The sequence below is a fragment of the Bradyrhizobium sp. IAR9 genome (genome assembly GCF_013408065.1).
Classification (GTDB): Bacteria; Pseudomonadota; Alphaproteobacteria; order Rhizobiales; family Xanthobacteraceae; genus Bradyrhizobium.
Window position 1 is genome coordinate 51010 of record NZ_JACBZW010000009.1, and the last position, 24077, is coordinate 75086.

General features: G+C 64.8%; 25 protein-coding genes and 1 other RNA gene. 5 read left to right on the plus strand and 21 right to left on the minus strand.

Features of this window, described 5'->3' with window-relative positions; translation table 11 throughout:
• Window positions 1-74 precede the first annotated feature (74 nt).
• Window positions 75-695, plus strand: a complete 621-nt coding sequence (locus GGD67_RS23130) for a hypothetical protein (protein WP_179736085.1) — start codon at window positions 75-77, stop codon at window positions 693-695.
• Between the two features lie 11 nt (window positions 696-706).
• Here GGD67_RS23130 and GGD67_RS23135 read toward each other — a convergent pair whose 3' ends face one another.
• The 9 genes from GGD67_RS23135 to miaA form a co-directional block, all read right to left on the minus strand.
• On the minus strand, window positions 707-1555 hold the full coding sequence (locus GGD67_RS23135; protein ID WP_179736087.1) for an SDR family oxidoreductase: 849 nt from the start codon (window positions 1553-1555) through the stop codon (window positions 707-709).
• A 161-nt stretch (window positions 1556-1716) separates the two neighbouring features.
• Window positions 1717-2736, minus strand: a complete 1020-nt coding sequence (gene ilvC, locus GGD67_RS23140; RefSeq protein WP_018319725.1) for a ketol-acid reductoisomerase — start codon at window positions 2734-2736, stop codon at window positions 1717-1719.
• A gap of 147 nt (window positions 2737-2883) precedes the next feature.
• On the minus strand, window positions 2884-3486 hold the full coding sequence (locus GGD67_RS23145; RefSeq protein WP_179736089.1) for a LysE family translocator: 603 nt from the start codon (window positions 3484-3486) through the stop codon (window positions 2884-2886).
• Between the two features lie 7 nt (window positions 3487-3493).
• Window positions 3494-4384 (minus strand): EamA family transporter, encoded by an 891-nt coding sequence (locus tag GGD67_RS23150; RefSeq protein ID WP_179736091.1) that lies wholly within the window; start codon window positions 4382-4384, stop codon window positions 3494-3496.
• Between the two features lie 45 nt (window positions 4385-4429).
• The gene (locus GGD67_RS23155) at window positions 4430-5125 is read right to left on the minus strand and encodes a class I SAM-dependent methyltransferase (RefSeq protein ID WP_091961418.1); all 696 of its coding nucleotides are present in this window, start codon (window positions 5123-5125) and stop codon (window positions 4430-4432) included.
• 3 nt (window positions 5126-5128) lie between these two features.
• Entirely contained in the window at window positions 5129-5671 is a 543-nt protein-coding gene (gene ilvN / locus GGD67_RS23160) for an acetolactate synthase small subunit (protein ID WP_011089241.1), read from the minus strand.
• A gap of 23 nt (window positions 5672-5694) precedes the next feature.
• Window positions 5695-6666, minus strand: coding sequence for a threonine dehydratase (locus GGD67_RS23165; protein WP_179736093.1), 972 nt, complete (start codon window positions 6664-6666; stop codon window positions 5695-5697).
• Between the two features lie 4 nt (window positions 6667-6670).
• Entirely contained in the window at window positions 6671-8446 is a 1776-nt protein-coding gene (locus tag GGD67_RS23170; RefSeq protein WP_018319720.1) for an acetolactate synthase 3 large subunit, read from the minus strand.
• Between the two features lie 329 nt (window positions 8447-8775).
• Window positions 8776-9732: a tRNA (adenosine(37)-N6)-dimethylallyltransferase MiaA gene (miaA, locus tag GGD67_RS23175; protein ID WP_179736095.1), complete on the minus strand. Its 957-nt coding sequence runs from the start codon at window positions 9730-9732 to the stop codon at window positions 8776-8778.
• Window positions 9733-9743: 11 nt separating this feature from the next.
• On the opposite strand from miaA, the gene serB reads away from it, so the two are divergent.
• Window positions 9744-10649, plus strand: coding sequence for a phosphoserine phosphatase SerB (serB, locus tag GGD67_RS23180; protein ID WP_092253337.1), 906 nt, complete (start codon window positions 9744-9746; stop codon window positions 10647-10649).
• A gap of 161 nt (window positions 10650-10810) precedes the next feature.
• On the opposite strand, the gene GGD67_RS23185 is transcribed toward serB, so the two are convergent.
• From GGD67_RS23185 to GGD67_RS23240, 12 genes are all read right to left on the minus strand, one after another.
• Entirely contained in the window at window positions 10811-12328 is a 1518-nt protein-coding gene (locus GGD67_RS23185; protein ID WP_179736097.1) for a Do family serine endopeptidase, read from the minus strand.
• A gap of 141 nt (window positions 12329-12469) precedes the next feature.
• Window positions 12470-12676, minus strand: coding sequence for a DUF2065 domain-containing protein (locus GGD67_RS23190; RefSeq protein WP_018319716.1), 207 nt, complete (start codon window positions 12674-12676; stop codon window positions 12470-12472).
• A gap of 72 nt (window positions 12677-12748) precedes the next feature.
• Window positions 12749-13645: a protease modulator HflC gene (gene hflC / locus GGD67_RS23195; RefSeq protein ID WP_018319715.1), complete on the minus strand. Its 897-nt coding sequence runs from the start codon at window positions 13643-13645 to the stop codon at window positions 12749-12751.
• Window positions 13642-14778 carry an FtsH protease activity modulator HflK gene (hflK, locus tag GGD67_RS23200; protein ID WP_018319714.1) on the minus strand — a complete coding sequence of 379 codons (1137 nt, stop codon included), beginning with the start codon at window positions 14776-14778 and terminating at the stop codon, window positions 13642-13644. Before hflK ends, hflC begins: the two co-directional genes overlap by 4 nt.
• A gap of 153 nt (window positions 14779-14931) precedes the next feature.
• Window positions 14932-15444, minus strand: a complete 513-nt coding sequence (locus GGD67_RS23205) for a dihydrofolate reductase (RefSeq protein ID WP_179736374.1) — start codon at window positions 15442-15444, stop codon at window positions 14932-14934.
• Complete coding sequence (locus GGD67_RS23210; RefSeq protein ID WP_179736099.1) at window positions 15444-15929, minus strand: GNAT family N-acetyltransferase; 486 nt, start codon at window positions 15927-15929, stop codon at window positions 15444-15446. Before GGD67_RS23210 ends, GGD67_RS23205 begins: the two co-directional genes overlap by 1 nt.
• A 5-nt stretch (window positions 15930-15934) precedes the next feature.
• Window positions 15935-16729, minus strand: coding sequence for a thymidylate synthase (locus tag GGD67_RS23215; protein ID WP_018319711.1), 795 nt, complete (start codon window positions 16727-16729; stop codon window positions 15935-15937).
• Between the two features lie 171 nt (window positions 16730-16900).
• Window positions 16901-17881 carry a tripartite tricarboxylate transporter substrate binding protein BugD gene (locus tag GGD67_RS23220; protein WP_179736101.1) on the minus strand — a complete coding sequence of 327 codons (981 nt, stop codon included), beginning with the start codon at window positions 17879-17881 and terminating at the stop codon, window positions 16901-16903.
• 124 nt (window positions 17882-18005) lie between these two features.
• Window positions 18006-19520: a tripartite tricarboxylate transporter permease gene (locus tag GGD67_RS23225; protein WP_026202241.1), complete on the minus strand. Its 1515-nt coding sequence runs from the start codon at window positions 19518-19520 to the stop codon at window positions 18006-18008.
• A 7-nt stretch (window positions 19521-19527) separates the two neighbouring features.
• The gene (locus tag GGD67_RS23230; RefSeq protein ID WP_179736103.1) at window positions 19528-20289 is read right to left on the minus strand and encodes a tripartite tricarboxylate transporter TctB family protein; all 762 of its coding nucleotides are present in this window, start codon (window positions 20287-20289) and stop codon (window positions 19528-19530) included.
• Window positions 20290-20384: 95 nt separating this feature from the next.
• Window positions 20385-20912: a chromate transporter gene (locus tag GGD67_RS23235; protein ID WP_179736105.1), complete on the minus strand. Its 528-nt coding sequence runs from the start codon at window positions 20910-20912 to the stop codon at window positions 20385-20387.
• Complete coding sequence (locus tag GGD67_RS23240) at window positions 20909-21253, minus strand: chromate transporter (RefSeq protein WP_246790849.1); 345 nt, start codon at window positions 21251-21253, stop codon at window positions 20909-20911. The genes GGD67_RS23235 and GGD67_RS23240 overlap by 4 nt, the downstream gene beginning before the upstream one ends.
• 96 nt (window positions 21254-21349) lie before the next feature.
• Here GGD67_RS23240 and ssrA point away from each other — a divergent pair.
• The 3 genes from ssrA (at window position 21350) to fumC (ending at window position 23887) form a co-directional block, all read left to right on the plus strand.
• Window positions 21350-21715: a transfer-messenger RNA gene (gene ssrA, locus GGD67_RS23245) on the plus strand.
• A gap of 115 nt (window positions 21716-21830) precedes the next feature.
• The gene (locus tag GGD67_RS23250) at window positions 21831-22349 is read left to right on the plus strand and encodes an SspB family protein (RefSeq protein ID WP_018319705.1); all 519 of its coding nucleotides are present in this window, start codon (window positions 21831-21833) and stop codon (window positions 22347-22349) included.
• 89 nt (window positions 22350-22438) lie between these two features.
• Entirely contained in the window at window positions 22439-23887 is a 1449-nt protein-coding gene (gene fumC / locus GGD67_RS23255; protein ID WP_179736377.1) for a class II fumarate hydratase, read from the plus strand.
• Window positions 23888-24077: the final 190 nt, after the last annotated feature.

Sequence of the window (24077 nt, forward strand, 5' to 3'; positions counted from 1 at the left end):
AGCGGTGATTACACCATTGACGGCCGCGCGGCGCCGAAATGTAATCGATGATTACATAACGAAGGAAGATCACCATGCTGCAACGTCAAAGCTGGTTCGAAGGCTGGCGGCTGCTCGCCGCCCTCACCCTCAGCCTGATCCTTCTCAGCATGTGGATCGCCTCGATGCGGCAATTCGAGGTCGAGGGCGTGCGGATGGTGATCCGCTTCACCGCACGCAGCTCGCTGCTGCTGTTCTGCCTCGCCTTCAGCGCCGCAGCGATGGCGCGGCTTTGGCCCAACGCATGGACCCGCTGGCAGCGCCGCAACCGCCGGTATCTCGGCCTCAGTTTTGCCGCCTCCCACGCCATCCACGCGGTTGCGATCGTTGTTTTCGCCTGGATGGATCCTGCCAGTTTTGCCGAGGCGACCTCGGCCGTCTCCTACATTTTCGGCGGCATCGGCTATGGCTTCATCGTCGCGATGAGCGCAACCTCGTTCGACCGCGCCGCCGCGCTGATCGGGCGCCGCGCCTGGCGTACGCTGCACCTGGTCGGCGGCTATTATCTCTGGTTTCAGTTCATGGTGTCGTTCGGCAAGCGCGTGCCGGCGATGCCGCTCTATGCCGCGTTCCTCATTCCGCTGCTGATCGTGATGACGCTGCGCATGATCGCGATGGCCCGCCACCCGCGCGGGCAGACCGTTGCGGCGGGCTGAAGCGCCCGCCTTTACTGCGGCAACAGCCCGAGCCGCTTGGCGATGATCCGGTCGATCGTCCGTTTCGGCAGTACGGCGCCGATCAGATGGCGCAGCGGGTCCGGCGTGATCTGATAGCGCACCTTGGGGCTCGGCGCGGTCAGCGCCTCGAACACGATCTCGGCGATCCGCTCGGGCGGCAGGCCCTTCGCGCCGAGGTCCATCATGAAGGCCATGACCTTGTTGAGCGCCGGGAGATAGGGCGAGTTCTGGTAGACGGAGAGATCGATCTGCTCGGCCTTGCTCCAGATCGGCGTCTTCACCGCGCAGGGGGCGACGATGATGACGTCGATGCCGAACAGCATCAATTCGCGGCGCAGGCTTTCCGACAGTCCCTCGACGGCGTGCTTGGAGGTGCAGTAGGGCGCTGAAAGCGGATTGCCGTTCTTTCCTGCGACCGAGCTGATCATCACGATCCGCCCCTTCGGCCCTTTCAGCGACGGGTCGGCCCCGAGCAGCGGCCCGAACGCCTGCGTCGCGATGACAGGGCCGATGACGTTGATGTTCATCTGGCGGCGGAAATCATCCGCCGACAATTCGAGCACGGGACCGGCGACGGCGATGCCCGCATTGTTGACGAGGCCGGCCAGCGTCTCACCGTTCAGCGCTTCGCGAACTTTTCGCGCAGCAGCGAGGACCGCGGCCTCGTCGGTGACGTCGAACAGCAGCGGCGTGAAATTGGCGCCAAACTCACCCTGAAGCCGGTCGGCATCGGCCTGCTTGCGGACGCTGCCGAACACGCGATAGCCGCGCCCGATCAGGAATTTGGCAGTAGCCCAGCCGATGCCTGTGGACGCACCGGTGACGACGACAGATCGCATGGTCTTCCTCCCCTGGAGTTCCTGCGATCATGCCTTGGATTTTTGCCCATGTCCCGGACAAGCGCAGCGAAACGGAGCGCAGAAGCCGGGACCCAGGAGCCGCAATGGCCCCCGGATCAGCAGCGCACCACCTGCGTGATGCGCTGCGTCCGGGAGACGACTTAGTTCTTCGACTTGTCGACCAGCGCGCCCTTCTTGATCCAGGGCATCATATCGCGCAGCTTCGCGCCGACTTCCTCGATCGGGTGCTGAGCGAGCTTGGCGCGGGTCGCCTTGAACGAGGTCTGGTTGACCTTGTTCTCGAGCATCCAGTCGCGGGCGAACTTGCCGCCCTGGATGTCGGCGAGAACGCGCTTCATCTCCGCCTTGGTCTCGGCGGTGACGATGCGCGGGCCGGTGACGTACTCGCCATACTCCGCGGTGTTGGAGATCGAGTAGTTCATGTTGGCGATGCCGCCTTCATAAATCAGGTCGACGATCAGCTTCACTTCGTGCAGGCACTCGAAATAGGCCATCTCCGGGGCGTAGCCGGCTTCGACCAGGGTCTCGTAGCCGCCCTTGATCAGCTCGACCAGGCCGCCGCAGAGCACCACCTGCTCGCCGAACAGGTCGGTCTCGCACTCTTCCTTGAAGGTGGTCTCGATGATGCCGGCGCGGCCGCCGCCGACAGCCGAGGCGTAGGACAGGCCGAGGTCATGGGCGTTGCCCGAGACGTCCTTGGCGATTGCGATCAGGCAGGGCACGCCGCCGCCGCGCTGATATTCCGAGCGCACGGTGTGGCCGGGACCCTTCGGCGCGATCATGAGCACGTCGAGATCGGCGCGCGGGTCGAGCAGGTTGAAGTGGACGTTGAGGCCGTGCGCGAACACGAGGGCGGCGCCCTTCTTCATGTTGTCGTGCAGGTGATCGCGATAGATATCGCCCTGGAGCTCGTCCGGGGTCAGCATCATGACGAGGTCGGCCCATTTGGCGGCTTCGGCGACTTCCATCACCTTGAAGCCGGCGGCTTCCGCCTTCTTGACCGAGCCCGAGTCCTTGCGCAGCGCAATGGCGACGTCCTTGACGCCGGAATCCTTCAGGTTGAGCGCATGGGCGTGGCCCTGGCTGCCATAGCCCACGATGGCGACCTTCTTGCCCTTGATCAGGTTCAGGTCGGCGTCGCGATCGTAATAAACACGCATGGGTCGTTTCCTCGTTAGGGGCCAGAATCGGCCGTTGGTCAGGTCCGACTGCTCAAGTCTTGGACGGTGAAATTTGCGGATTTCGGGGGCTGTCTAGAGCATTTTCAGCCGGCTGGGAAACCCGTTTCTGCATGGAAATCCGCGACATCATGCATCCATGAAAACGGGGTAGAGGGAGGCCAGCAGCAGGATCGCCATCAGGATATTGAAGGCGCGGACCAGCCGCTCCGAGGTCAGGACCGGCCGCAATGCCGAGCCGAACAGGGCCCAGACCACGGTCGAGACGGTGCCGACGAGCAGGCTGATCACGGTCTGGATCGCGATGTTGAGCGGGAATTGGGCGATCGCCGCATAGGCGGTGATGGTGCCGATGACGATCACCCAGCCCTTGGCATTGATCCATTGGAACATCGCCGCGCCCCAGAAGGTCATCGGGCCGCGGCCATCCCCCTCGCCCGGCTTGGTCGGGCCGGACATGGCGATCGCGACGGCAAGATAGATCAGGTAGGCGGCACCGGCATATTTCAGGATGGTCTGGAGGATCGGATAGGCCAGGAACACGGAGCCGAGCCCGAGGCCGACGGCGGCGACCATGAAGGCGAAGCCGAGGACGATGCCGACGATGTGAGGGACGGTGCGGCGGAAGCCGTAGGTCAGGCCCGAGGACAGCAGCATGATGTTGTTCGGCCCGGGCGTGAAATACATCACGACCATGAAGATCAGGAAGGCATAGAGCAGCGACTGGGACATGCTCACCTCACGCCGTTTTCGGCAACGGTTCTTCGGGTAACGCCTTGGGCCGCTTCGCCAGCACCATCACCGCGATACCACCGATCACGGTCAGCATGCCGGCGAGCCGCAAGGGTCCGAACCGCTCGCCGAACACGATGCTGGAGGCGGCCGAGCCGACGAACGGCACCAGCAGCGCAAACGGCACCACTTGCGCGGCGGGATAGTCGCGCAGCAGCCGGCCCCAGAGCCAATAGGCGATGCTGGTCGAGATGCCGCCAAGCGCCAGCATGCAGAGAGCCGCTGTCAGCGTTATGTGGCTCAGCGATGTCCATGTCGGCGCAGGGCCATTAGCGATCAGCGCCACCACGAACAGCGGCACGGCCGCGGCAAGGCACAACCACGCGAACAGGTCGAACATCGGCACGCCGCGGGCGCCGCGCAGCAGCAGATTGCCGACGGCAAAGCTGACCGGCGAGATCATCAGCACCGCAAACGCGGCGACGCTGAAATCATAGCCGACCGTACCGCAGATCATCAGAAGGCCGATCGCAGCGATACCAACGCCGAGCGCCTGCATCGGCGTCGGCCGCTCGCCAAAAGCGATCGCGGCAAAGCCGATCGTGAACAGCGCCTGGCTCTGCACGACGACGCTGGTCAGCCCCACCGGCACGCCATGGGCGATACCATAGGCCTGGTTCAGGAATTGACCGAGGAACAGCGTAAAGCTGATCGCGATCAGCAGCGACCAGGCGATTTTGGGCTTGCGGATGAACAGGCACGGCAACGCGGCGATGGAAAAACGCAGCGCCGTCATCAGCTCCGGCGAAAGCTCGTCGAGCGCGATCCGGCTCGCCACGAAGGCAAGTCCCCAGATGATCGCCACCAGGATGGCGATGAGGATATCGGCCGGCTTCATTGTTGTTCTCGGTTCTGCCCTGTCGTGCAGCCCTGTTGTTGTCGTCTAGCCTTGCTCGCCGGCTCTTGGTTTGCGCAGCAGATAGGTGCCGTGCATCGGTGCGTGGTAATCGGCCGAGACCAGCGCGAAGCCGACGTCGGTCAGCATCCGCTCCATCACCCAGCCGAAGGTGGAGTATTCGTCGCGCATATGAGTGACGACGCCTTCGCGCGAAAAATCGTGGTTCTTGATCTGGTAGTCGGCCCATTGCTCGACGTCGCGCTCGATCGCATCGGGCATGGAGGCATAGACGATGTCGCGCAGATAGAAGCTCGCGCCCGGCTTCAGCGCACGATAGATTCGCGACATCGCCACCGCCTTCCAGAAATCCGGCAGGTGGTGCAGCGTGAATTCGCTGACGATCAGGTCGTAGGATTCCGGCCGATAGGCGAAGCTGAGCAGGCCGGCGGACTGTGTGCGCACGGGAGCCTTGCGATCACGCGCGTAGATCTCGGCAAGCGCCAGCATTGCCGGCGAGATGTCGATGGCGTCCACCTCCGCGCCCAGCAGTGCGGCTTCGGTCGCCAGCACGCCGTTGCCGCAGCCGATGTCGGCGATGCGCCAGCCGCGCTGGACTCCCAGCATTTTCAGCGCGGCGCGCGCCCGCAGATCGGCATCGTCGTGGGCGTCGTAGATCGAGGCCACAGCGGGCTCGATCCCCATCCGGTTCCGCTCGTTATAGTACCAGTCGCGCGCCAGCATGGTTCACATCCCTTCAGGCCCGCGGCCGATCGCGGCAACGCCGGTGCGCGACACCTCGACGAGGCCGAGCGGGCGCATCAGGTCGATATATTGATTGATCTTGTCCGTATTGCCTGTGATCTCGAACACAAAGCTCTCGGTCGTGGCGTCGATCACCCGGGCGCGGAACGCATCCGCGAGCCTGAGCGCCTCGACCCGATGCTCGCCCTGCCCGCGCACCTTCACCATCGCCAGCTCGCGCTCGATCGAGCGCTTGGTCTGGGTCATGTCGACGACCCGGTAGACCGGGATCATGCGGTCTAGCTGGTGCTTGATCTGCTCGATCACCATCGGCGTACCCGTCGTGACGATGGTGATGCGCGACAGGTGCTTCTGGGCCTCGGTCTCCGAGACCGTGAGGCTCTCGATGTTGTAGCCGCGGCCCGAGAACAGGCCGATGACGCGCGCGAGCACGCCAGGCTCGTTCTGCACGAGCACCGAGAGTGTATGCGTCTCGTTGGGATCGTGGCGATCCTCGATGAAGTAGGCGGATGCGGGCTGGTTCATTGTCGTCCCCTCTTGTCTCTTCCTCACGCCATCGCTGACGCGTCTGTCCCGACCCAACGGCGGAACAGATCGAAATCGATATTGCCGCCGGACAGCACGAGACCGACGCGCTTGCCCTTCAACTTGCTCTTTTCCTGCAGCGCCGCGGCGAGCGCGGCTGCTCCCGCGCCTTCGGCGAGATTGTGCGTGTCGGTCCAGAGCGCACGGATCGCGGCCGCGACCTCAGCGTCGGTGACCTCTACGATGCGCGAGGCACCCTTGCGGATCAGCGTGAATGCCTCGGCGTCCGGAATGCGCGTCGCCATGCCGTCGGCGAGCGTGTTGCTGGTTTCGGTCGTCACGATCTTGCCGGCCGCAAACGACAGCGCGTAGGACGGAGCTTCGGTCGACTGCACGCCGACGATCTCGGTCTTCAGGCCGAGCAGGTCGCGCGCCATGATGCAGCCGCAGATGCCGGAGCCCTGCCCGATCGGCACATAGAGCATGTCGAGGTCCGCCGCGGCCTTGAACAGCTCAAGCGCATAAGTGGCGACGCCGAGCACAAGGTCGGGGTGGAACGACGGCACCATATGGAGCCCGGTAAACTGCGCGCGGCGCTCGGCTTCCTCACGCGCGGCCTGGAAATCCTCGCCATGCTCGATGAGCTCGGCGCCAAAGGCCTTCATCGCGCGATTCTTCTCGGCCGAATTGCCGCGCGGCACGTAGATCACCGCGGGCACGCCGTGGCGGCTCGCCGCGAACGCCAGGCTCTGGCCGTGATTGCCGCGCGTCGCCGAGATGATGCCGGGAATATTCGGCTGCTCGCGCTTCAGCCGCTCGAGATAGACCAGCCCGCCGCGCACCTTGAAAGCCCCGATCGGCGTGTGGTTCTCGTGCTTGACCACGACCTGCGCGCCGAGCCGCTCGGCGAGCAAAGGCCAGGCGTGTGCCGGCGTTGCCGGCATCGCCTGCCCCACGATCGCATGTGCGCGCTCGAGCTCGGTCAGGTCGAACATGGCCTCACACCAGCGCCTTGCCGCCGGCGAACGCCTTGGCGGTGGCCTCGTCGTTGGCCTGCTCCGGCAACAGCATCTCGTTGTGCGCCTTGCCCGAGGGGATCATCGGGAAGCAGTTTTCGAGCGCGGCGACGCGACAGTCGAACAGCACCGGGCGCTTGACCGAAATCATCTCCTGGATGGCGCCGTCGAGATCGCCGGGCTTGTGCACCTGGATGCCGACGCCGCCATAGGCTTCCGCGAGCTTGACGAAATCCGGCAGCGCCTCCGAGTAGGAATGCGACAGGCGGTTGCCGTGCAGCAGCTGCTGCCACTGCCGCACCATGCCCATGTACTGGTTGTTCAGGATGAAGATCTTGATCGGCAGCTCGTACTGAACCGCCGTCGACATCTCCTGCATCGTCATCTGCACCGAGGCATCGCCCGCGATGTCGATGACGAGGCTGTCGGGATGGGCAACCTGCACGCCGACCGCCGCCGGCAGGCCGTAGCCCATGGTGCCGAGACCGCCCGAGGTCATCCAGCGATGCGGCTCCTCGAAACCGAAGAACTGCGCCGCCCACATCTGGTGCTGGCCGACTTCCGTCGTGATGTAGGTATCCCTGCCGCGCGTCGCCTCGAACAGGCTCTGGATCGCGTGCTGCGGCAGGATCACCTCGTTGCTCTTCCGGTAGTAGAGCGAGTTGCGGGCGCGCCACTGCGCGATCTGCTGCCACCACGCCTTGATGTCGGGCTTCTTCGCCTCGGCCTTGAACACCTGGAGGATGTCGCCGAGGATGTTGCCGCAATCGCCGATGATCGGCACGTCGACGCGGATGTTCTTGTTGATCGAGGACGGGTCGATGTCGATGTGGATCTTCTTCGAGCCCGGCGAGAACGCATCGACGCGGCCGGTGATGCGGTCGTCGAAGCGCGCGCCGACGCACAGCATGACGTCGCAATCATGCATCGTCATGTTGGCTTCATAAGTGCCGTGCATGCCGAGCATGCCGAGCCAGTTCTTGCCCGACGCCGGATAGGCGCCGAGGCCCATCAGTGTCGAGGTGATCGGAAAGCCCGTGACCTCGACCAGTTCGCGCAGCAGCTTGGTCGCCTCGGGGCCGGAATTGATGACGCCGCCGCCGCTGTAGATCACGGGGCGCTTGGCATGGGCCAGCAGTGCGACGGCTTTGCGGATCTGCGTCGCATCTCCCTTCACGCGTGGCGCGTAGGAGCGGTGCACGTCGGATTTGCGCGGCGGATGATAGGTGCCGGTCGCGAATTGCACGTCCTTGGGGACGTCGACCAGCACCGGGCCGGGACGGCCGGAGGTCGCGACATAGAACGCTTCGTGCAGCACTTTGGCGAGATCGTTGACGTCGCGCACCAGCCAATTGTGCTTGGTGCAGGGACGCGTGATGCCGACGGTGTCGCATTCCTGGAACGCGTCGTTGCCGATCAGATGCGTCGGCACCTGGCCGGAGATGCAGACCAGCGGGATCGAGTCCATCAGCGCGTCGGTGAGCGGCGTCACCATATTGGTGGCACCGGGGCCGGAGGTCACCAGCGCAACGCCCGGCTTGCCGGTCGAGCGCGCATAACCTTCTGCGGCGTGGCCGGCGCCCTGCTCGTGGCGGACCAGGATGTGCTGGACCTCGCTCTGCTGAAAGATCTCGTCATAGATCGGAAGCACCGCGCCGCCGGGATAGCCGAAAATGTCGGTCACGCCATGATCGATGAGCGCGCGAACGATCATCGCAGCGCCGGTCATCTGGTTCGGATCGTGGCTCTTGTCGCTCATTGGCTTGCTCCGGATGCGCTGTTGTCAGCGGCTTCGTTCGTGTCTGGTTCGGGAAATAAAAAAGGCCCCGAAGAGGGCCCATGCACACCGCCTGTCATGTGGATGGCAGCTAGCCACCCCCGGCGGTGTGCCTGGGTACGACGGCGATAAGGAGTTTGGTAATAATGTTACGCATGGCGGGCGCCCGGCTTCCCAAAGGTTGCGCGAAACATAGCGGCCAAAGCCTGGATGTCAAGGCGATGCGACCGTTCCCGCGCGATTTTGGCAGTGTAGCGGTGTTCCCTGGGTTCGGCGAGAGGTAAATTCGGGAACCCGGACGGAAAAGCGCCTCAGGCGGGGTCGCGGGCCGCGTTCACAAGGGCGGCGAGCCATCCCCGCGCCTCCCCGGGCTTCACCCATTCGAACTCCGGCAATTGGTGCCGGAACCAGGTGAATTGCCGCTTGGCGTAGTGGCGGGTGTCGGCGCGGCCAGTGGTGGCGGCCTGCTCCAGGCTGAGCTCACCGCGTAAGTGCCGGATCAGGGCCGGCACGCCATGAGCCTTCATCGCCGGCAGCAGCGGATCGAGGTTTCTGGCGGCAAGCCGGTCGACCTCGCTCAGCGCGCCGGCGCCCAGCATGGCGTCGAAGCGGGCATCGATACGGGCATAGAGCTCGTCCCGTTCGGGTGCGAGAAATATCGCGCGAAAACTGTCCTTCGGCAGCAGCGGCGGCTGGCCCTCCTGGTGCCAGTCGAGCAGCGAGCGGCCGGTCGCCTCGACCACTTCGAGCGCGCGCGCGATCCGGGTGCGGTCACGCAGGTTCAATCGCTCGGCCGCACTGGGGTCGCGACGCGCCAGTTCCGCATGCAGCGCCTCGACGCCGTTGCGTTCCAGCCGCGCGCGCACGTCCTCGCGCACCTCGGCAGGGATTGGCGGCACCACGGAGAGTCCCGCCGTCAGCGCCTTGAAATAGAGCCCGGTGCCGCCGATGAAGATCGGCAGACGGCCTTCCGCTTCTGCCTCGTCGAGCGCCTTGGCTGCATCACTCACCCAGGCACCGGCCGAAAAATTCACGGCTGCATCGACATGACCGTACAGGCGATGCGGCGCGCGCGCTTCCTCGCTTTGTGTGGGGCGCGCCGTGATGATCCGCAGGTCACGATAGACCTGCATGGAATCGGCATTGATGACGACCCCGCCCGTGCTGAGGGCAAGCTCCAGCGCCAGCGCCGACTTGCCGCTGGCGGTCGGGCCTGCGATAAGCACGGCCTTGCCAACATGGCTTCTGCTGACTTGCCCCTCGCTCACGAAAACCTCAAATGTCCCTCGTCGCCACGCTGATCTGCAACCCCGACAATCCCGCGCTCGACTCCACCATCGTCGATGGCGCCCGCGCCGTGCTGCCCCAGGCAGCTCCCGCGCACTGGCTGTTCGACGGGGTTGCGGTCGACATTCCCTTCGGCGCCGACAGTAACCTCGAAGCCGACCGTCACGCCATCGAGCAGCGGCTCCGCGAGCTTCGCGGCGACCTGCCCGTCGACATCGTCGTGCAGCCAGTCGGCGCCCGGCGCAAGAAGCTTTTTCTCGCCGACATGGATTCCACCATGATCGGCCAGGAATGCATCGACGAGCTTGCCGATCTCGTCGGGATGAAGGCCCACGTGGCCGCCATCACCGAACGCGCCATGCGCGGCGAGATCGAGTTCGAGCCGGCACTGCGCGAGCGCGTCGCGCTGCTGAAGGACCTGCCCGCCGGCGTGGTCGATGAGGTGCTGGCCAAGCGCATCACGCTGACCCCGGGCGGCCGCGAACTGGTCGCGACCATGCGCAAGCACGGCGCCTATACCTGCCTCGTCTCCGGCGGCTTCACGCTGTTCACGACCGCGGTCGCCGCCAAGATCGGCTTCCAGGAGAACCGTGCCAACGAGCTGGTCGTGCGCGACGGCAAGTTCACCGGCGAGGTGAAGGAGCCGATTTTGGGGCGCGCGGCGAAGCTCGCGACGCTGGTGGATCTGATGGAGTCGTTCGATCTCGACGACATCGATTCGGTCGTGGTCGGCGACGGCGCCAATGATCTCGCAATGATCCAGGCCGCGGGGCTGGGCGTCGCCTATCACGCCAAGCCGGCCGTAGCGGCGGCTGCGGCGGCGCGGATCGATCACGGCGACCTCACCGCGCTGCTGTATGCGCAGGGGTATCGGCGGGACGAGTTCGTGGAGGGGTAGCCTCTTGCCGCATGCTCAGCGGCCGTAGGGTGGGCAAAGGCGCAAAGCGCCGTGCCCACGATCTTTCTCCGACGGCGACAGGTGGTGGGCACGCTTCCGCCTTCGCTCTTCGAGCTACGGCGGACAAGTCGCTTTGCCCACCCTACGGCACCGGCCAGCGACTACTGCACGCTCAGCGCAACAAACCGCAGCTCGCCGTCGGCATTGGACACCAGCAGCAGCACCGACTTCTTGCCGTCCTTCTTGAGCTGGTCGACCCGCTTCTGGATGTCGGCGCCGCTGGAGACGGCCTCCTGCGCGACCTCGACGATGACGTCGCCGGCGGAGAGCCGCTTCTCGGCGGCGTCGGAATTCGCGTCGACATTGGTGACGACCACGCCCTTGACGCTCTCCTTGATCTTGTAGCGGCTGCGCAGATCCTTGTTCAGCGCCGCAAGATCAAGGCCGAGCGCCTTCTGCGTCACCGGCTTCTCGGGCGCGGGCTCGTCGGTCTTCACCGCAGCCTGTACCTTCTCGGGATCCTGGAGACGGCCGAGGGTGACCTTTTTGGTTTCTTCCTTGCCCTTGCGGATGATAATGACGTCGACTTCCTTGCCGACCGCCGTGTCGGCGACGACGCGGGACAGGTCCTTCGGATCCTTGACGTCCTTGCCGTCGAACTTGACGACGACGTCGCCCGGCTCGATGCCGGCCGGCTTGGCCGGGCCCTTGTCGTCGACGCCCGCAACCAGCGCGCCGCGCGCCGGCTTGATGCTGAGGCTCTCGGCGATCTCGTCGGTGACGCTCTGGATCCGCACGCCGAGCCAGCCGCGGCGCAGCTCGCCGAACTGACGGAGCTGGTCGACGACGCCCGCAACCGTCTTCGACGGCACCGCGAAGCCGATGCCGATCGAGCCGCCCGAGGGCGAGATGATCAGCGTGTTGACGCCGATGACGTCGCCATCGAGGTTGAACAGCGGACCGCCGGAATTGCCGCGGTTGATGGAGGCATCGGTCTGGATGTAGCTGTCATAGGGACCCGAGGAGATGTCGCGGTTCTTGGCCGAGACGATGCCGGCCGTCACCGTGCCGCCCAGGCTGAACGGGTTGCCGATCGCGACCACCCAGTCGCCGAGACGCAGCTTGTCGCTATCGCCGAACTTCACCGCGACCAGCGGCTTGGTCGGCTTGAACTTCAAGACTGCAAGGTCGGTCTTCTTGTCGACGCCGACCAGCTCGGCCTTGATCTTGGTACCGTCATTCAGGATGACGTTGATCTCGTCGGCATCCGCGATGACGTGGTTGTTGGTGACGACGACGCCCGATGTGTCGATGATGAAGCCGCTTCCGAGCGAGTTGGTCTTGCGCGGCGGCGGGCCGCCGTCGCCGCGCTCGCCACCCTTGCTGCTGCCGCCCGGACCTTTGCGGTTCTTGAAGAAGTCGTCGAAGAACTCCTCGAAGGGCGAGCCGGGCGGCAATTGCGGCATGGCGTTGCTGCCGCCGCCCTTGGCCTCGACGGTCTGTGAGGTCGAGATGTTGACGACCGCGTCGATCACCTTCTCGGCGACGTCGGCGATGCCCTCCGGTCCGCGCGCATAAGCCGGCGAGCCGAACGCGCTGACAGCAGCGACGGCGAGCGCGGCCAGCCCAATTCGCACACCAAGTCGCGAGCGGGACGGGGCAATGGTGGCAGCGGTCATTGTGATCTCCAGAGAGAGGGATTCGGCGCCAGACTGCGCTTGACGGGGGGACGGCGCAAGCGCGCAGGTTAATGGGCCTCAACACCCCGATAATACGGCGAAAACCGGTCTCTCGCCTTCACTTTGGCGTTGGCGCGCCGCCTAAATGGGGCGCCGCATGACCCAGATCAGGACCAGGCCGACGATGGCCGAACCGATCCCGACCGCCCGCAGGATGTTGTCCGGCGTGGCGATGGCGCTCTTCATGGCCTTGCGCATCCAGTTGGGACTTGCCGCGAACATCAAGCCTTCCAGCACGAACAGGATGCCCAAGCCGATGAGGAAGTCGGCGAACGCAATGGACCTCATCGGATTGGAACCTCCCGTTATGCTGTTCTTGTCTGGACGAAGGGCGGCGAGATCCGCCGCCCTTTGTCTAGCTTACGGCTTCGCCGGCGTCTCGGTCGCCGTCTTGCCGGACGGGTTACTGAAGTACCGGAAGAAATCCGAGTCCGGCCGCAGCAGGAAGCGGGTGTCGTTCGAACGCAGCCCGTTCTCGTAAGCCGTCATCGACCGGTAGAAGGCGAAGAAGTCGGCATCCTTGCTGTAGGCTTCGGCGAACAGGCGGTTGCGCTCGGCATCGCCGGCGCCCCGGGTCTGCTCGGCCTGCGAATTCGCCTCGGCGACGATGACGGTCGCCTCACGATCGGCCTTGGACCTGATCTCCTGGGCCTTCTGGCCGCCCTGCGCGCGGAACTCGGCCGCCTCGCGCTCGCGCTCGGTCTTCATGCGCAGATAGACCGCCTGGCTGTTCTGCTCCGGCAGATCGGCGCGGCGGATCCGGACGTCGACGACCTGGATGCCGTAGCCATCGGCCTCGCGATCGAGCTGGTCGCGGATGCGCTGCATCAGCTTCTCGCGGTCGTCGCGCACCACGTTGATGAAGGAGACCTCGCCCAGCACGCGCCGCAGCGCCGCGTTCAGCAGCGTGGTGAGCTGGATGTTGGCAGCCTGGATCGAGCCGACGCTCTGATAGAAGCGCAGCGCATCCTTGATGCGGTAGCGCGCGAAGGCGTCGACCACGAGCCGCTTCTGATCGGAGGCGATCGCTTCCTGCGACGGGTTCTCCAGATCGAGGATCCGCTTGTCGATGTTGATCACCGAATTCCACGGCGCCTTGAAGTGCAGGCCGGGTGCGGTGACGACGTCGACGGGCCGGCCGAACTGGAGCACGATGGTCTGCTCGGTCTGCTGCACCGTGAACAGCGACATGTAGCCGACGATCACGACCAGCAGGAGCCCAACCAGCGTGACGAAACCTGTGACCGGGGACCTCATCGGTTGCCTCCGCTCGACTGCGGACCGGTGGTAGGCGGCCGCTTGGTCGTCAGTTCGCCGAGCGGCAGATAGGGCACGATGCCCTGGCCCGAGGGCCCGCCGTCATAGACCAGCTTGTCGGCGCCGCCGAGCACGCGCTCCATCGTCTCCAGATAGATCCGTTCACGCGTCACGTCGGGCGCCTTCTTGTATTCCTCGTACACCTTCAGGAAGCGCGCGCTCTGGCCCTTGGCCTCGGCGACCGCCTGCTCCTTGTAGCCTTCGGCGTCTTGCAGGATCTTGGCCGAGCGGCCCCGCGCCTGCGGCACCACCTGGTTGGCGTAGGTCTGCGCCTCGTTCTGCAACTGCTCGAGATTGGCGCGCGCCGCCTGGACGTCGCGGAACGCGTCGATCACCTGCGCCGGCGGATCGACCTTCTGCATCTGCACCTGGGTGACCTGAATGCCGGCGCCATAGCTGTCCAGCGTCCTCTGGATCAGCTCCTGCACGCCCTGCTCGGTGACGTTGCGTGCGCCGGTCAGGATCGGCTGGATCTGCGAGCGGCCGATCACCTCGCGCATCGCGCTCTCGGAGACCGCCTTCACGGTGCCTTCGGGATTCTGGATGTTGAAGAGGAAGTCGCCGACGCCGTCCGGCTTGATGCGCCAGAGCACGGTGAAGTCGACGTCGACGATGTTCTCGTCGCCGGTCAGCATCAGACTCTCTTCCGGCACGTCACGAATGGAGCGGCCGCGCCGTGCCGGATCGTCGATCAGCGTCATGCCGATCGAAATGGTGTTGACGCGCAGCGCTTTGGGCAGCAGCACTGTCTCGATCGGATAGGGCAGATGATAGTTCAGGCCCGGCTGCACGGTGCGAACATGCTTGCCGAAACGCAGCACGACGCCGAGCTCTTCGGACTGCACGCGGAAGAAGCCCGACAGCAGCCAGAACGCGACGATCAGCAGCACGATCAGCGTGATGCCGATGCCGGAGAAATAGCCTCCCGGCATGATCTGCTGGAGGCGGTCCTGGCCGCGCCGCAGAAGGTCTTCCAGATCCGGCGGCCTCGGCCCGACCGGTTGCGGGCCTGAGCCCCATGGTCCCTTCGGACCCGAGCCCCATGGGCCACCGCCCTGATTCTTCCACGGCATTCGACGCTCTCCTCGGCAGGGTGGAATTGCCCCCGCCCGCTTTGTCCGGTCCGGCTTTATAGGGGACAGGCAAGTCCCTTACAACGCAGCGGTGCCCGTCTTCCGAGCTATGCTCGGGCTCGAAAAAGTCAATGTAAACATTGACGAATGCGGTTAATGGCGCGGCCGCCGACGATATGTCACATAGGAGAAGTCGGCGCTGTCCTCGCCTGCGGCAGGATGGCGGACACGTCCCACCTCGTCCCATTCCGCCTTGTCGATGTCGAAATACGTATCGCCATCGGGTCGCGCATGCACTTCGGTGATTTCGAGGCGATCGGCGCGATCGAGCCATTGCCGAAAGATCTCGGCGCCGCCGATCACCGCGATCTCAGTGACCGAACGCCGCAGGGCATCGCCGCGCGCGACCGCGTCGGCGTCCGCGGCCGACGTCGTGACGATGGCACCATTGGCGCGATAATCCGCATCGCGCGTGATAAGGATGTTCGTGCGGCCCGGCAGCGGACGGCGGGGCAATGATTCAAAGGTCTTGCGGCCCATGATCACGGGTTTGCCGATCGTGAGCGCCTTGAAGCGCGCCATGTCGGATTTCAATCGCCACGGGATCGCGTTGCCCGCGCCGATGACGCCGTTCTCCGCGATCGCAACGACGAAGACGATCTCCATCACGGCGCACTCCCGGCAAGCCGCGTCAGCGCCGGCCCGGTGACGCGGCACAGCGTCCAATCGTCCATCATCAACGCGCCGAGCGATTTGTAGAACGCGATCGACGGCGCGTTCCAGTCGAGCACCGCCCATTGCAGGCGGGACCAGCCGTTATCGGCGCATTCCTTGGCCAGATAAACCAGCAGCGCCTTGCCGAGCCCCCTGCCGCGATGCGACGGCCGCACGTAGAGATCCTCGAGATAGATGCCATGACGGCCACTGAAGGTGGAGAAATTTGTAAACCAGACCGCGAAGCCGACCGGCTCGCCGTCCCACTCGGCGATCGCGCAATAGAGTTGCGGTCGCTCGCCGAACAGCGCATCGGCGATGTCGGCCTCGGTCGCTTCGACCTCGTGCGAGAGTTTTTCGTATTCGGCGAGCTCTCGGATGAAAGCGAGAACGAGCCCGGCTTCGCCCGGGCGCACACGTCGGATGTTGAGCGACATCGGCGCTAAACCGCGACTTCCGCCTTGATGTGCGGATGCGGGTCGTAGCCGACGAGCTCGAAATCCTCAAAGCGGAAGGAGAAGATGTCCTTCACATCGGGATTGATCCGCATCACCGGTAGCGCGCGCGGCGCGCGCGTGAGCTGAAGCCGGGCCTGCTCCAGATGGTTGGAATAGAGATGGGTATCGCCGAACGAATGTACGAAGTCGCCGGGCTTCAGGCCGGTGACCTGCGCCACCATCATGGTCAGCAACGCATAGGAGGCGATGTTGAAGGGCACGCCGAGGAAGACGTCGGCCGAGCGCTGATAGAGCTGGCAGGACAGCTTGCCGCCTGCGACGTAGAACTGGAACAGGCAATGGCACGGCGGCAGCGCCATCTTGTCGACTTCGGCTGGATTCCACGCCGAGACGATCAGGCGGCGCGAGTCCGGATTGCGCTTGATCATGTCGACCACGTTCGCAATCTGGTCGATGCTGCGGCCGTCAGGCGCCGGCCAGGAGCGCCATTGATGGCCATAGACCGGGCCGAGATCGCCATTGGCATCCGCCCATTCGTCCCAGATGGTGACACCGTTGTCGCGCAGATATTTGATGTTGGTGTCGCCCTTCAGGAACCACAGCAGCTCGTGGATGATCGCCTTCAGCGGCAGCCGCTTGGTGGTCAGCATCGGGAAGCCGGCCGACAGATTGAAGCGCATCTGATGACCGAACACCGAGAGCGTGCCGGTACCGGTCCGGTCTGTCTTCTCGGCGCCGTCTGAAAGAATCCGCTCGAGCAGGTCCTGATACTGGTGCATGTGCGACTGAGCCTTTGGGGAGGCGGCGAACTTAGCGGCCGCCCCCGCGCTGCAACAGCGGCGATTCGCTGTCCGCTCCGATTATACCCGGAAAAGTGAGTGGTCCCGGCGCAAACGACAAGGGGCGGAACCCAGGTCCCGCCCCTTGCCCTATCGGCTTGATCGCACTGCCTAAGTTGCCGGCTTGAGCACCGGGGTCCATTTCGCGATCTCGTTCTTGACGAGGGTGGCCAGCGCCTCCGGCGTCCGCTCCGCAGGGCCCGGGATGACGCTGCCGAGCTCGAGCAGGCGCTTCTTCACGGTCTCGTCGTCGAGCGCCTTGCTGGCCGCAGCGTTCAGGCTGGCCAGAATCGCTGGCGAAGTTCCCTTGGGCGCGAACATCGCATTCCAGGCCTGGGCCTGGAATTTCGGCAGGCCCGCTTCCGCCGTGGTCGGCACGTTCGGCAGCGACGGATTGCGCTCCGGCGTTGCGATCGCATAGGCCTTGATGGTCCCGGCATTGATCTGCGGCACGGCGTTGACGATCTGGTCGCACATGTAGTCGACCTGCCCCGCCACCAGCGCGTTCATCGCAGGTCCCGTGCCGTTGAAGGGCACGCCGACCGGCTTGATGTCGAGGATCGAGTGCAGGAGCTCGCAGGAAACGTGCGAGACCGAGCCGACGCCGGCATGGGCAGCATTCACCTTCTCGGCGTTGGCCTTCACATAGGCCACGAACTCCTTCAAATCCTTCGGCGGGAAGTCCTTGCGCGCGAGGATCAGGATCGGGGTGCCCGCGAGCAGCGCGATCGGCTCGAAGTCCTTCTCGGGATGATAGGCGAGCTTCGGATAGAGCGGCACCGAGGCGGCATGCGTGCCCATATGCCCGGTGATGAGCGTATAGCCGTCATTGGCCGCGCGCGCGGCGCGGGTGGTTGCGGTGGTGCCGCCGGCGCCGACCACGTTCTCGATGATGATGCTCTGTCCCAGTGTCTGCGCCATATGCGCGGTGACGATGCGCGCGACGACGTCGGTCGGGCCGCCGGCCGCAAACGGCACGATCATGGTGATGCTGCGCGTAGGATAAGTCTGCGCCTCAGCCGGCGCAACAAAAGCGCACAGCGAGGCGAGCGCTACGGCACATGCGCTCGTGAGCGCGCGAATGAAGGTCATGTCTATCCCCGTCGTTCCCTTGGACACAGCAAAATGCCGGCCCAAAGGCCGGCATTTTCATTTCACGAAGCCGTAACACAAGTCGATTCGACTTCCGAATGCGGCGCGCCGACGCAGGAGCCTCCTAGTTCTCAGACTCGGTGAACACCTGGTCCCGCTTCGACCGCAACACAGGCAGCACCGTGAGCAGCAGCAGGCTCGCCGCGATCGCGAGCAGCACCGCCGACAGCGGACGCGTCAGGAACACGCTCCAGTCGCCGCGCGAGATCAGCAGCGCACGGCGCAGGTTCTCTTCCATCAGCGGTCCGAGCACCATTCCGAGCAGCAGCGGTGCCGGCTCAAAATCGTGCTTGATCAGCCAGTAGCCGACGAGACCGAACACGCCGGCAAGGATGACGTCGACCGGCGCGTTGTTCACCGAGTAGATGCCGATCGCGCAGAAGATCACGATCGAGGGGAACATCAGCCGGTACGGCACGCGAAGCAACCGGACCCAGATTCCGACCAGCGGCAGGTTGATGATGATCAGCATCAGATTGCCGATCCACATCGAGGCGATCATGCCCCAGACGAGGTCGGGCTGCTTCTGCATCACCTGCGGACCCGGCACGATGCCATGGATGGTCATCGCGCCCACCATCAGCGCCATCACCGCGTTCGGCGGGATGCCGAGCGTGAGCAGCGGGATGAAGGAGGTCTGCGCCGCAGCGTTGTTGGCGCTTTCCGGCGCCGCCACGCCCTCGATCGCGCCGCGGCCGAACCGCGACGGGTTCTTGGCGAGCTTCTTCTCGAGCGTATAGGCTGCGAAGGAGGCGATGACCGCGCCGCCGCCGGGGAGGATGCCGAGGATCGAGCCGAGCACGGTGCCGCGCAGGATCGGCGGCGTCGAGTCGAGCAGGTCCTTCTTGGTCGGCATCAGGCCGGTGATCTTCTGCTGCACGAGATCGCGGTTCATCTCGGCGCCATGGTCGAGATTGCGGATGATCTCGGCGAAGCCGAACACGCCCATCGCCACCGTCGCAAAGCCGAGGCCGTCGGCGAGTTCTGGAATGTTGAAGGCCATGCGAGAGGCGCCGGTCTCGATGTCCGAGCCGACCATCGACAGCAACAGGCCGAACACGATCATCGCGATCGCCTTCAGCACCGAACCCTTGGCCAGCACGACCGCAAAGATCAGGCCGAGCACCATCAGCGAGAAATACTCGGCCGGACCGAACGCCAGCGCCAGCTTGGTCAGCGGCGCGCCGAGCAGGGCAATCAGCACGGTCGCAACGCAGCCGGCGAAGAACGAGCCGATCGCCGCGATCGCCAGCGCCGGGCCGGCACGGCCCTGCTTGGCCATCTGGTGACCGTCGATAGCGGTGACGACCGATGTCGCCTCACCTGGAATATTGACCAGGATCGACGTGGTCGAGCCGCCATACTGGGCGCCGTAATAGATGCCGGCGAGCATGATCAGCGCGCCGACCGGCGGCAATCCGAAGGTGATCGGTAGCAGCATCGCGACGGTGGCGATGGTGCCGATGCCCGGGAGCACGCCGACCAGGGTGCCGACCAGCGCGCCAATCAGGCACATGAGCAGGTTGATCGGGGTCAGCGCGACGGCAAAACCGTGAGCGAGGTTGGCAAAGATATCCATCACACCCTCACTGGATCATGAAACGCGGGTACATCGGCATCGGCAGCCCGAGCACGTAGGGAAAAAGAATCGCGCAGCCGATCGTCAGGCAGGCGCCGACGATGGCGGCCTCCAGCCAGCGCGTCTCATGCGACCCCGTCGCGGCGATCATGAAGCTCGCAAAGGCCGTGACCACGAGGCCGAGCGGCCGGATCGCCAGCGCGAAGAACAGGATCGCGGCCATCACGAACAGCGGCCCGCGCCACGAGTAATGGGCCATCGTCGGCCCATCGGTCAGAAGTCCGGTCAGGGCGATGCCGGCGGACAAGGCGACCAGCAGTCCGCCGAACATCCGCGGCGCGGTGCCGGCGCCGAAGGAGAAGCCGCGCATCCCCTGCAGATCGCTCGAGGCCCACAGCGCAAACAGGGCCAGCGCCATCAGGATGACCCCGCCGACATAGTCCTGCGCCGACCTGATGGTCATGAACAGCGTGACGATCGCGACCACGAAGATCGGATAGGAATAGATCAGCGCCAGCAGCACCTCGGACGACGCCTTCTTGGTGTCACCGGTGGCCGCTCCCATCAACGTACTGGGCGCACCGGCGAGCAACGCGGTGACGTGGCTGATCACGACCGTGGCCGGGCCGCGTCCCGCGCCCCAACCGAAAATCGTCCCTATCGACCAGATGAATTCGAAAATCTGCGGCGCCATCGCCAGCAGACAGAAGCCGAGCGCCACCTGGGTATTTCGGGTGGCTGTCGCCGTGTGGCCCATCGTATCGGCCATGCATGTCTCCTCCGCGACCGGTAAGTCACGAGCACTGTTGTTCTAAATCGGCTGGAACTGGGTCCCCCGCCCGGATCACTGCCTAGCGATTTTCATTACACAATGCCAGCAAAACCCAACAGTCCCCCGGCGAGCAGGAGCCAGAGTGGATTGATGCGCGGGACCGCGGCGATCACCGCAACCATTGCGGTCAGGAGCACCGCAGCAATTGTGCGATCGGTCGACTGGGCCAGGATCAAGGCACTTGCCGCCATCAATCCGATCGAAAGCGGAACCAGTGCAGCCTGGATCAAGCCGGGCCAGCGCGATTTGCTGGGCTGAGGAGGCGGCTGACATAATAGGCAAGCAGCGCCGTCGGCAGGCACATCGCCAGCCGTCGCCGCCAGTGCGCCGGGGATGCCGGCGACGGCATAGCCGATTAAGGTCACGATAAGCACGTTCGGACCTGGCGAGAGCTGCGCGATCGCATAGGCGTCGGTGAACTGCTTGTCGGTCATCCAGTGATGCACCTCGACCGCGATGCGGTGCATCTCGGCCACCGCCGCCGCGGCGCCGCCGACCGCGAACAGCGACATCAGTCCAAAGGTGGAGATCAGCGCCCAGATCGGATTCTCGGGCTTCATGCTGCTACTTTCCGCCGCAGGAAAAAAGTGGCGCCGACACTGACGGGGATCGCGACCAGCAGCACCGCCGGAAGCGGCAGGCGAGGCACGCCGATGGCGAGAAACACGCCGGCCATCAGGATCAATGCGAGGGGATTCGTCCGCTTCAGCAGCGGCGTCATCATGCGGACCACTACTGCGATCACGAGGCCTACCGCCGCGCAGGAGATGCCGGCGAGGCTGCGGCGCAGCACGTCGAGGTCGCCGTAACGGGCGTAGATGATCGCAAGCACCGTCATGATCAGCGTCGGCGGCAGCAACAGGCCTGGCGCTCGGCCGGCCGGTGCTGAATCCTCGGACATCTCAGAAGCTTAGAACGCCGGCCGCGACGTCGCTAAGGCCAGGCGCGCCTCCGTCCGGAACCTATCCCAAGGGAACTGCGCGGGAACGTTCAAAACCCCCTGTTTTTCAAACCCTTTGCGCCCTATATTGGGGCTGCCGGTTCGCCGGCTATGGAAATAAACGGTCGTCGCAATAAACCATTCGGACCCGGGGGCGGTACCCGGCGCCTCCACCAAAGCCCACCAACGGGTCATCCCGAAGTGGGCTTTGGCGGGGGCGAAATAGGATCGACGAGGGCGTAAAGGGCGTACTTTTTCCCGGTATTGTTCCGCCGTTATCGGGCTACTGCAATAGTTGCCAACGACAACTTTGCTCCGGTTGCTCAGGCTGCGTAACGCAGTTTGAAAGACCATCTTAAAGTCCTAACGGGTTAAGCTCCGTTAGGCGGGGTTCGGAGGCACCTGGCAACAGAAGCCTCCACTTTACTCTTGATTTCTTCCCCGGCGGGGACTCCTGCTGACCCGTCAGGCGCGGTACTATTGCGGCTTGGCGAGTCGGGTCGGCACGGTCCGGCTTCGGGGATGCAACAGGACCACCATGGCGACCGATCATATCCGATACGATGTGCTGGCCCGCGACGCGCTGCGCGGCGTGCTGCGGAAGGTGCTGACCGATGCCGCGGCCCAGGGCCTGCCGGGCGAGCACCATTTCTTCATCACCTTCGTGTCGAAGGCCGAGGGCGTGAAGCTGTCGCCGCGGCTGCTGGCGCAATATCCGGAAGAGATGACGATCATCCTGCAGCATCAGTTCTGGGACCTGACCGTGCTCGAGGACCGCTTCGAGGTCGGCCTGTCCTTCGGCGGCATTCCGGAGCGGCTGATCGTGCCGTTCAGCGCCATCAAGAGCTTCCTCGATCCGTCCGTGAAATTCGGCCTGCAGTTCGACACGTCCGACGTCGCCGAGGTCGCGCCCGAAACGCTGCCGACAGCTCCCGCGCCGTCGGCCGTCGCCGTGCAGACGCCTGCCCCTGAAACGGCGGAAGGCACGGAGGAGCCGGCGGCTCCGAACCAGGGCGGCGCCGAAGTCGTGCGGCTCGATCGTTTCCGCAAGAAATGATCTAGGTTGGGGCCGGAGCCATCGCGCCCGGCCAAACTGTCTGTATAGAAGAGCACATGAAACGGCCGCGCGGCATTTCGGGCGGCAGGATGGATGTGCTCATGGCCAAAACTGCCCGCTCGAAGACTGACCGATCGAAGACTGCCCGCCCCGACACCCGCATCGAGACCGACAGTTTCGGCCCCATCGAGGTCCCCTCCAATCGTTATTGGGGGGCGCAGACCGAGCGCTCGCGCCAGAACTTCCGCATCGGCACCGACCGCATGCCGATCTCGCTCGTGCACGCGCTCGGCATCGTCAAGCTCGCGGCCGCGCAGTCCAACCTCGAGCTCGGCCTGCTCGACCGGCGCCGCGCGGGCGCCATCATCCGCGCCGCGCGCGAAGTGATCGAGGGCAAGCTCGATGACCATTTCCCGCTTGTCGTGTGGCAGACCGGCTCGGGCACGCAGAGCAACATGAACCTCAACGAGGTGATCGCAAACCGCGCCAATGAGCTGCTCGGCGGCGAGCTCGGCGCCAAGAAGCCGGTGCATCCCAACGATCACGTCAACATGAGCCAATCGTCGAACGATTCGTTCCCGACCGCGATGCATATCGCGGCCGCGAGCCGCATCAATGCCGACCTCATTCCTGCGCTCGATGAGCTGCTCCGCGCGCTGCGCAAGAAGGAGAAAGCGTTCGCAAAAATCGTCAAGATCGGCCGGACTCATACGCAGGATGCCACGCCCCTGACGCTCGGCCAGGAGTTTTCCGGCTATGCCGCGCAGGTCGAAAGCGGCATCGCCCGGCTCAGGAGCGCGGTGAAGGACCTCTATCCGCTGGCGCAGGGCGGCACCGCCGTCGGCACCGGCCTCAACTCGAAGCCGCGCTTCGCGAAGCTTTTCGCCAAGCACGTGGTCGGGATCACGAAGTTGCCCTTCACCAGCGCCGCCAACAAATTCGAGGCACTGGCCTCCAACGACGCCTACGTGCTGGCGCACGGCGCCATCAACTCGGTCGCGACAGGGCTGTTCAAGATCGCCAACGACATCCGCCTACTGGGATCAGGCCCGCGCTCGGGGCTCGGCGAGCTCATCCTGCCGGAGAACGAGCCGGGCTCCTCGATCATGCCGGGCAAGGTCAACCCGACCCAGTGCGAGGCGGTGACCATGGTGTGCTGCCAGGTGTTCGGCAATCACACCGCGATCACGGTGGCCGGCAGCCAGGGCCATTTCGAGCTCAACGTCTACAAGCCCGTGCTCGCCTACAACATGCTGCACTCGGTCCGCCTGATGGCGGATGCGGCGCGATCCTTTACCGAGCATTGCGTGAGCGGCATCCGTGCCGACGAAAAGCGCATAAGTGAGCTGATGCAGCGTTCGCTGATGCTGGTGACGGCGCTCGCCCCGAAGATCGGCTACGACAACGCCGCCAAGGTGGCCAAGACGGCCCATGCCAACGGCACCACGCTGAAGGAGGAAGCGCTGCGGCTCGGCTTCGTCTCGGCTGATGAGTTCGATCGCCTGGTACGCCCCGAGAAGATGACCAGCCCGGGATAGAACTCCGAATTCCGATAGCCATCCGTAATGATACGGACGCTCGGCGCCCTAGAAATGTGCGGCTTTGGGGGCGGGATTTGATTACCGTCAATGTTCCGGCAGGACGGCGTGCTACGCAGCCCTTCCGCCCCTCGACGGGGGCGAAATTCATCGTTTGATGGCCCGAGAGGCCGATTGACGAGGACAAGCG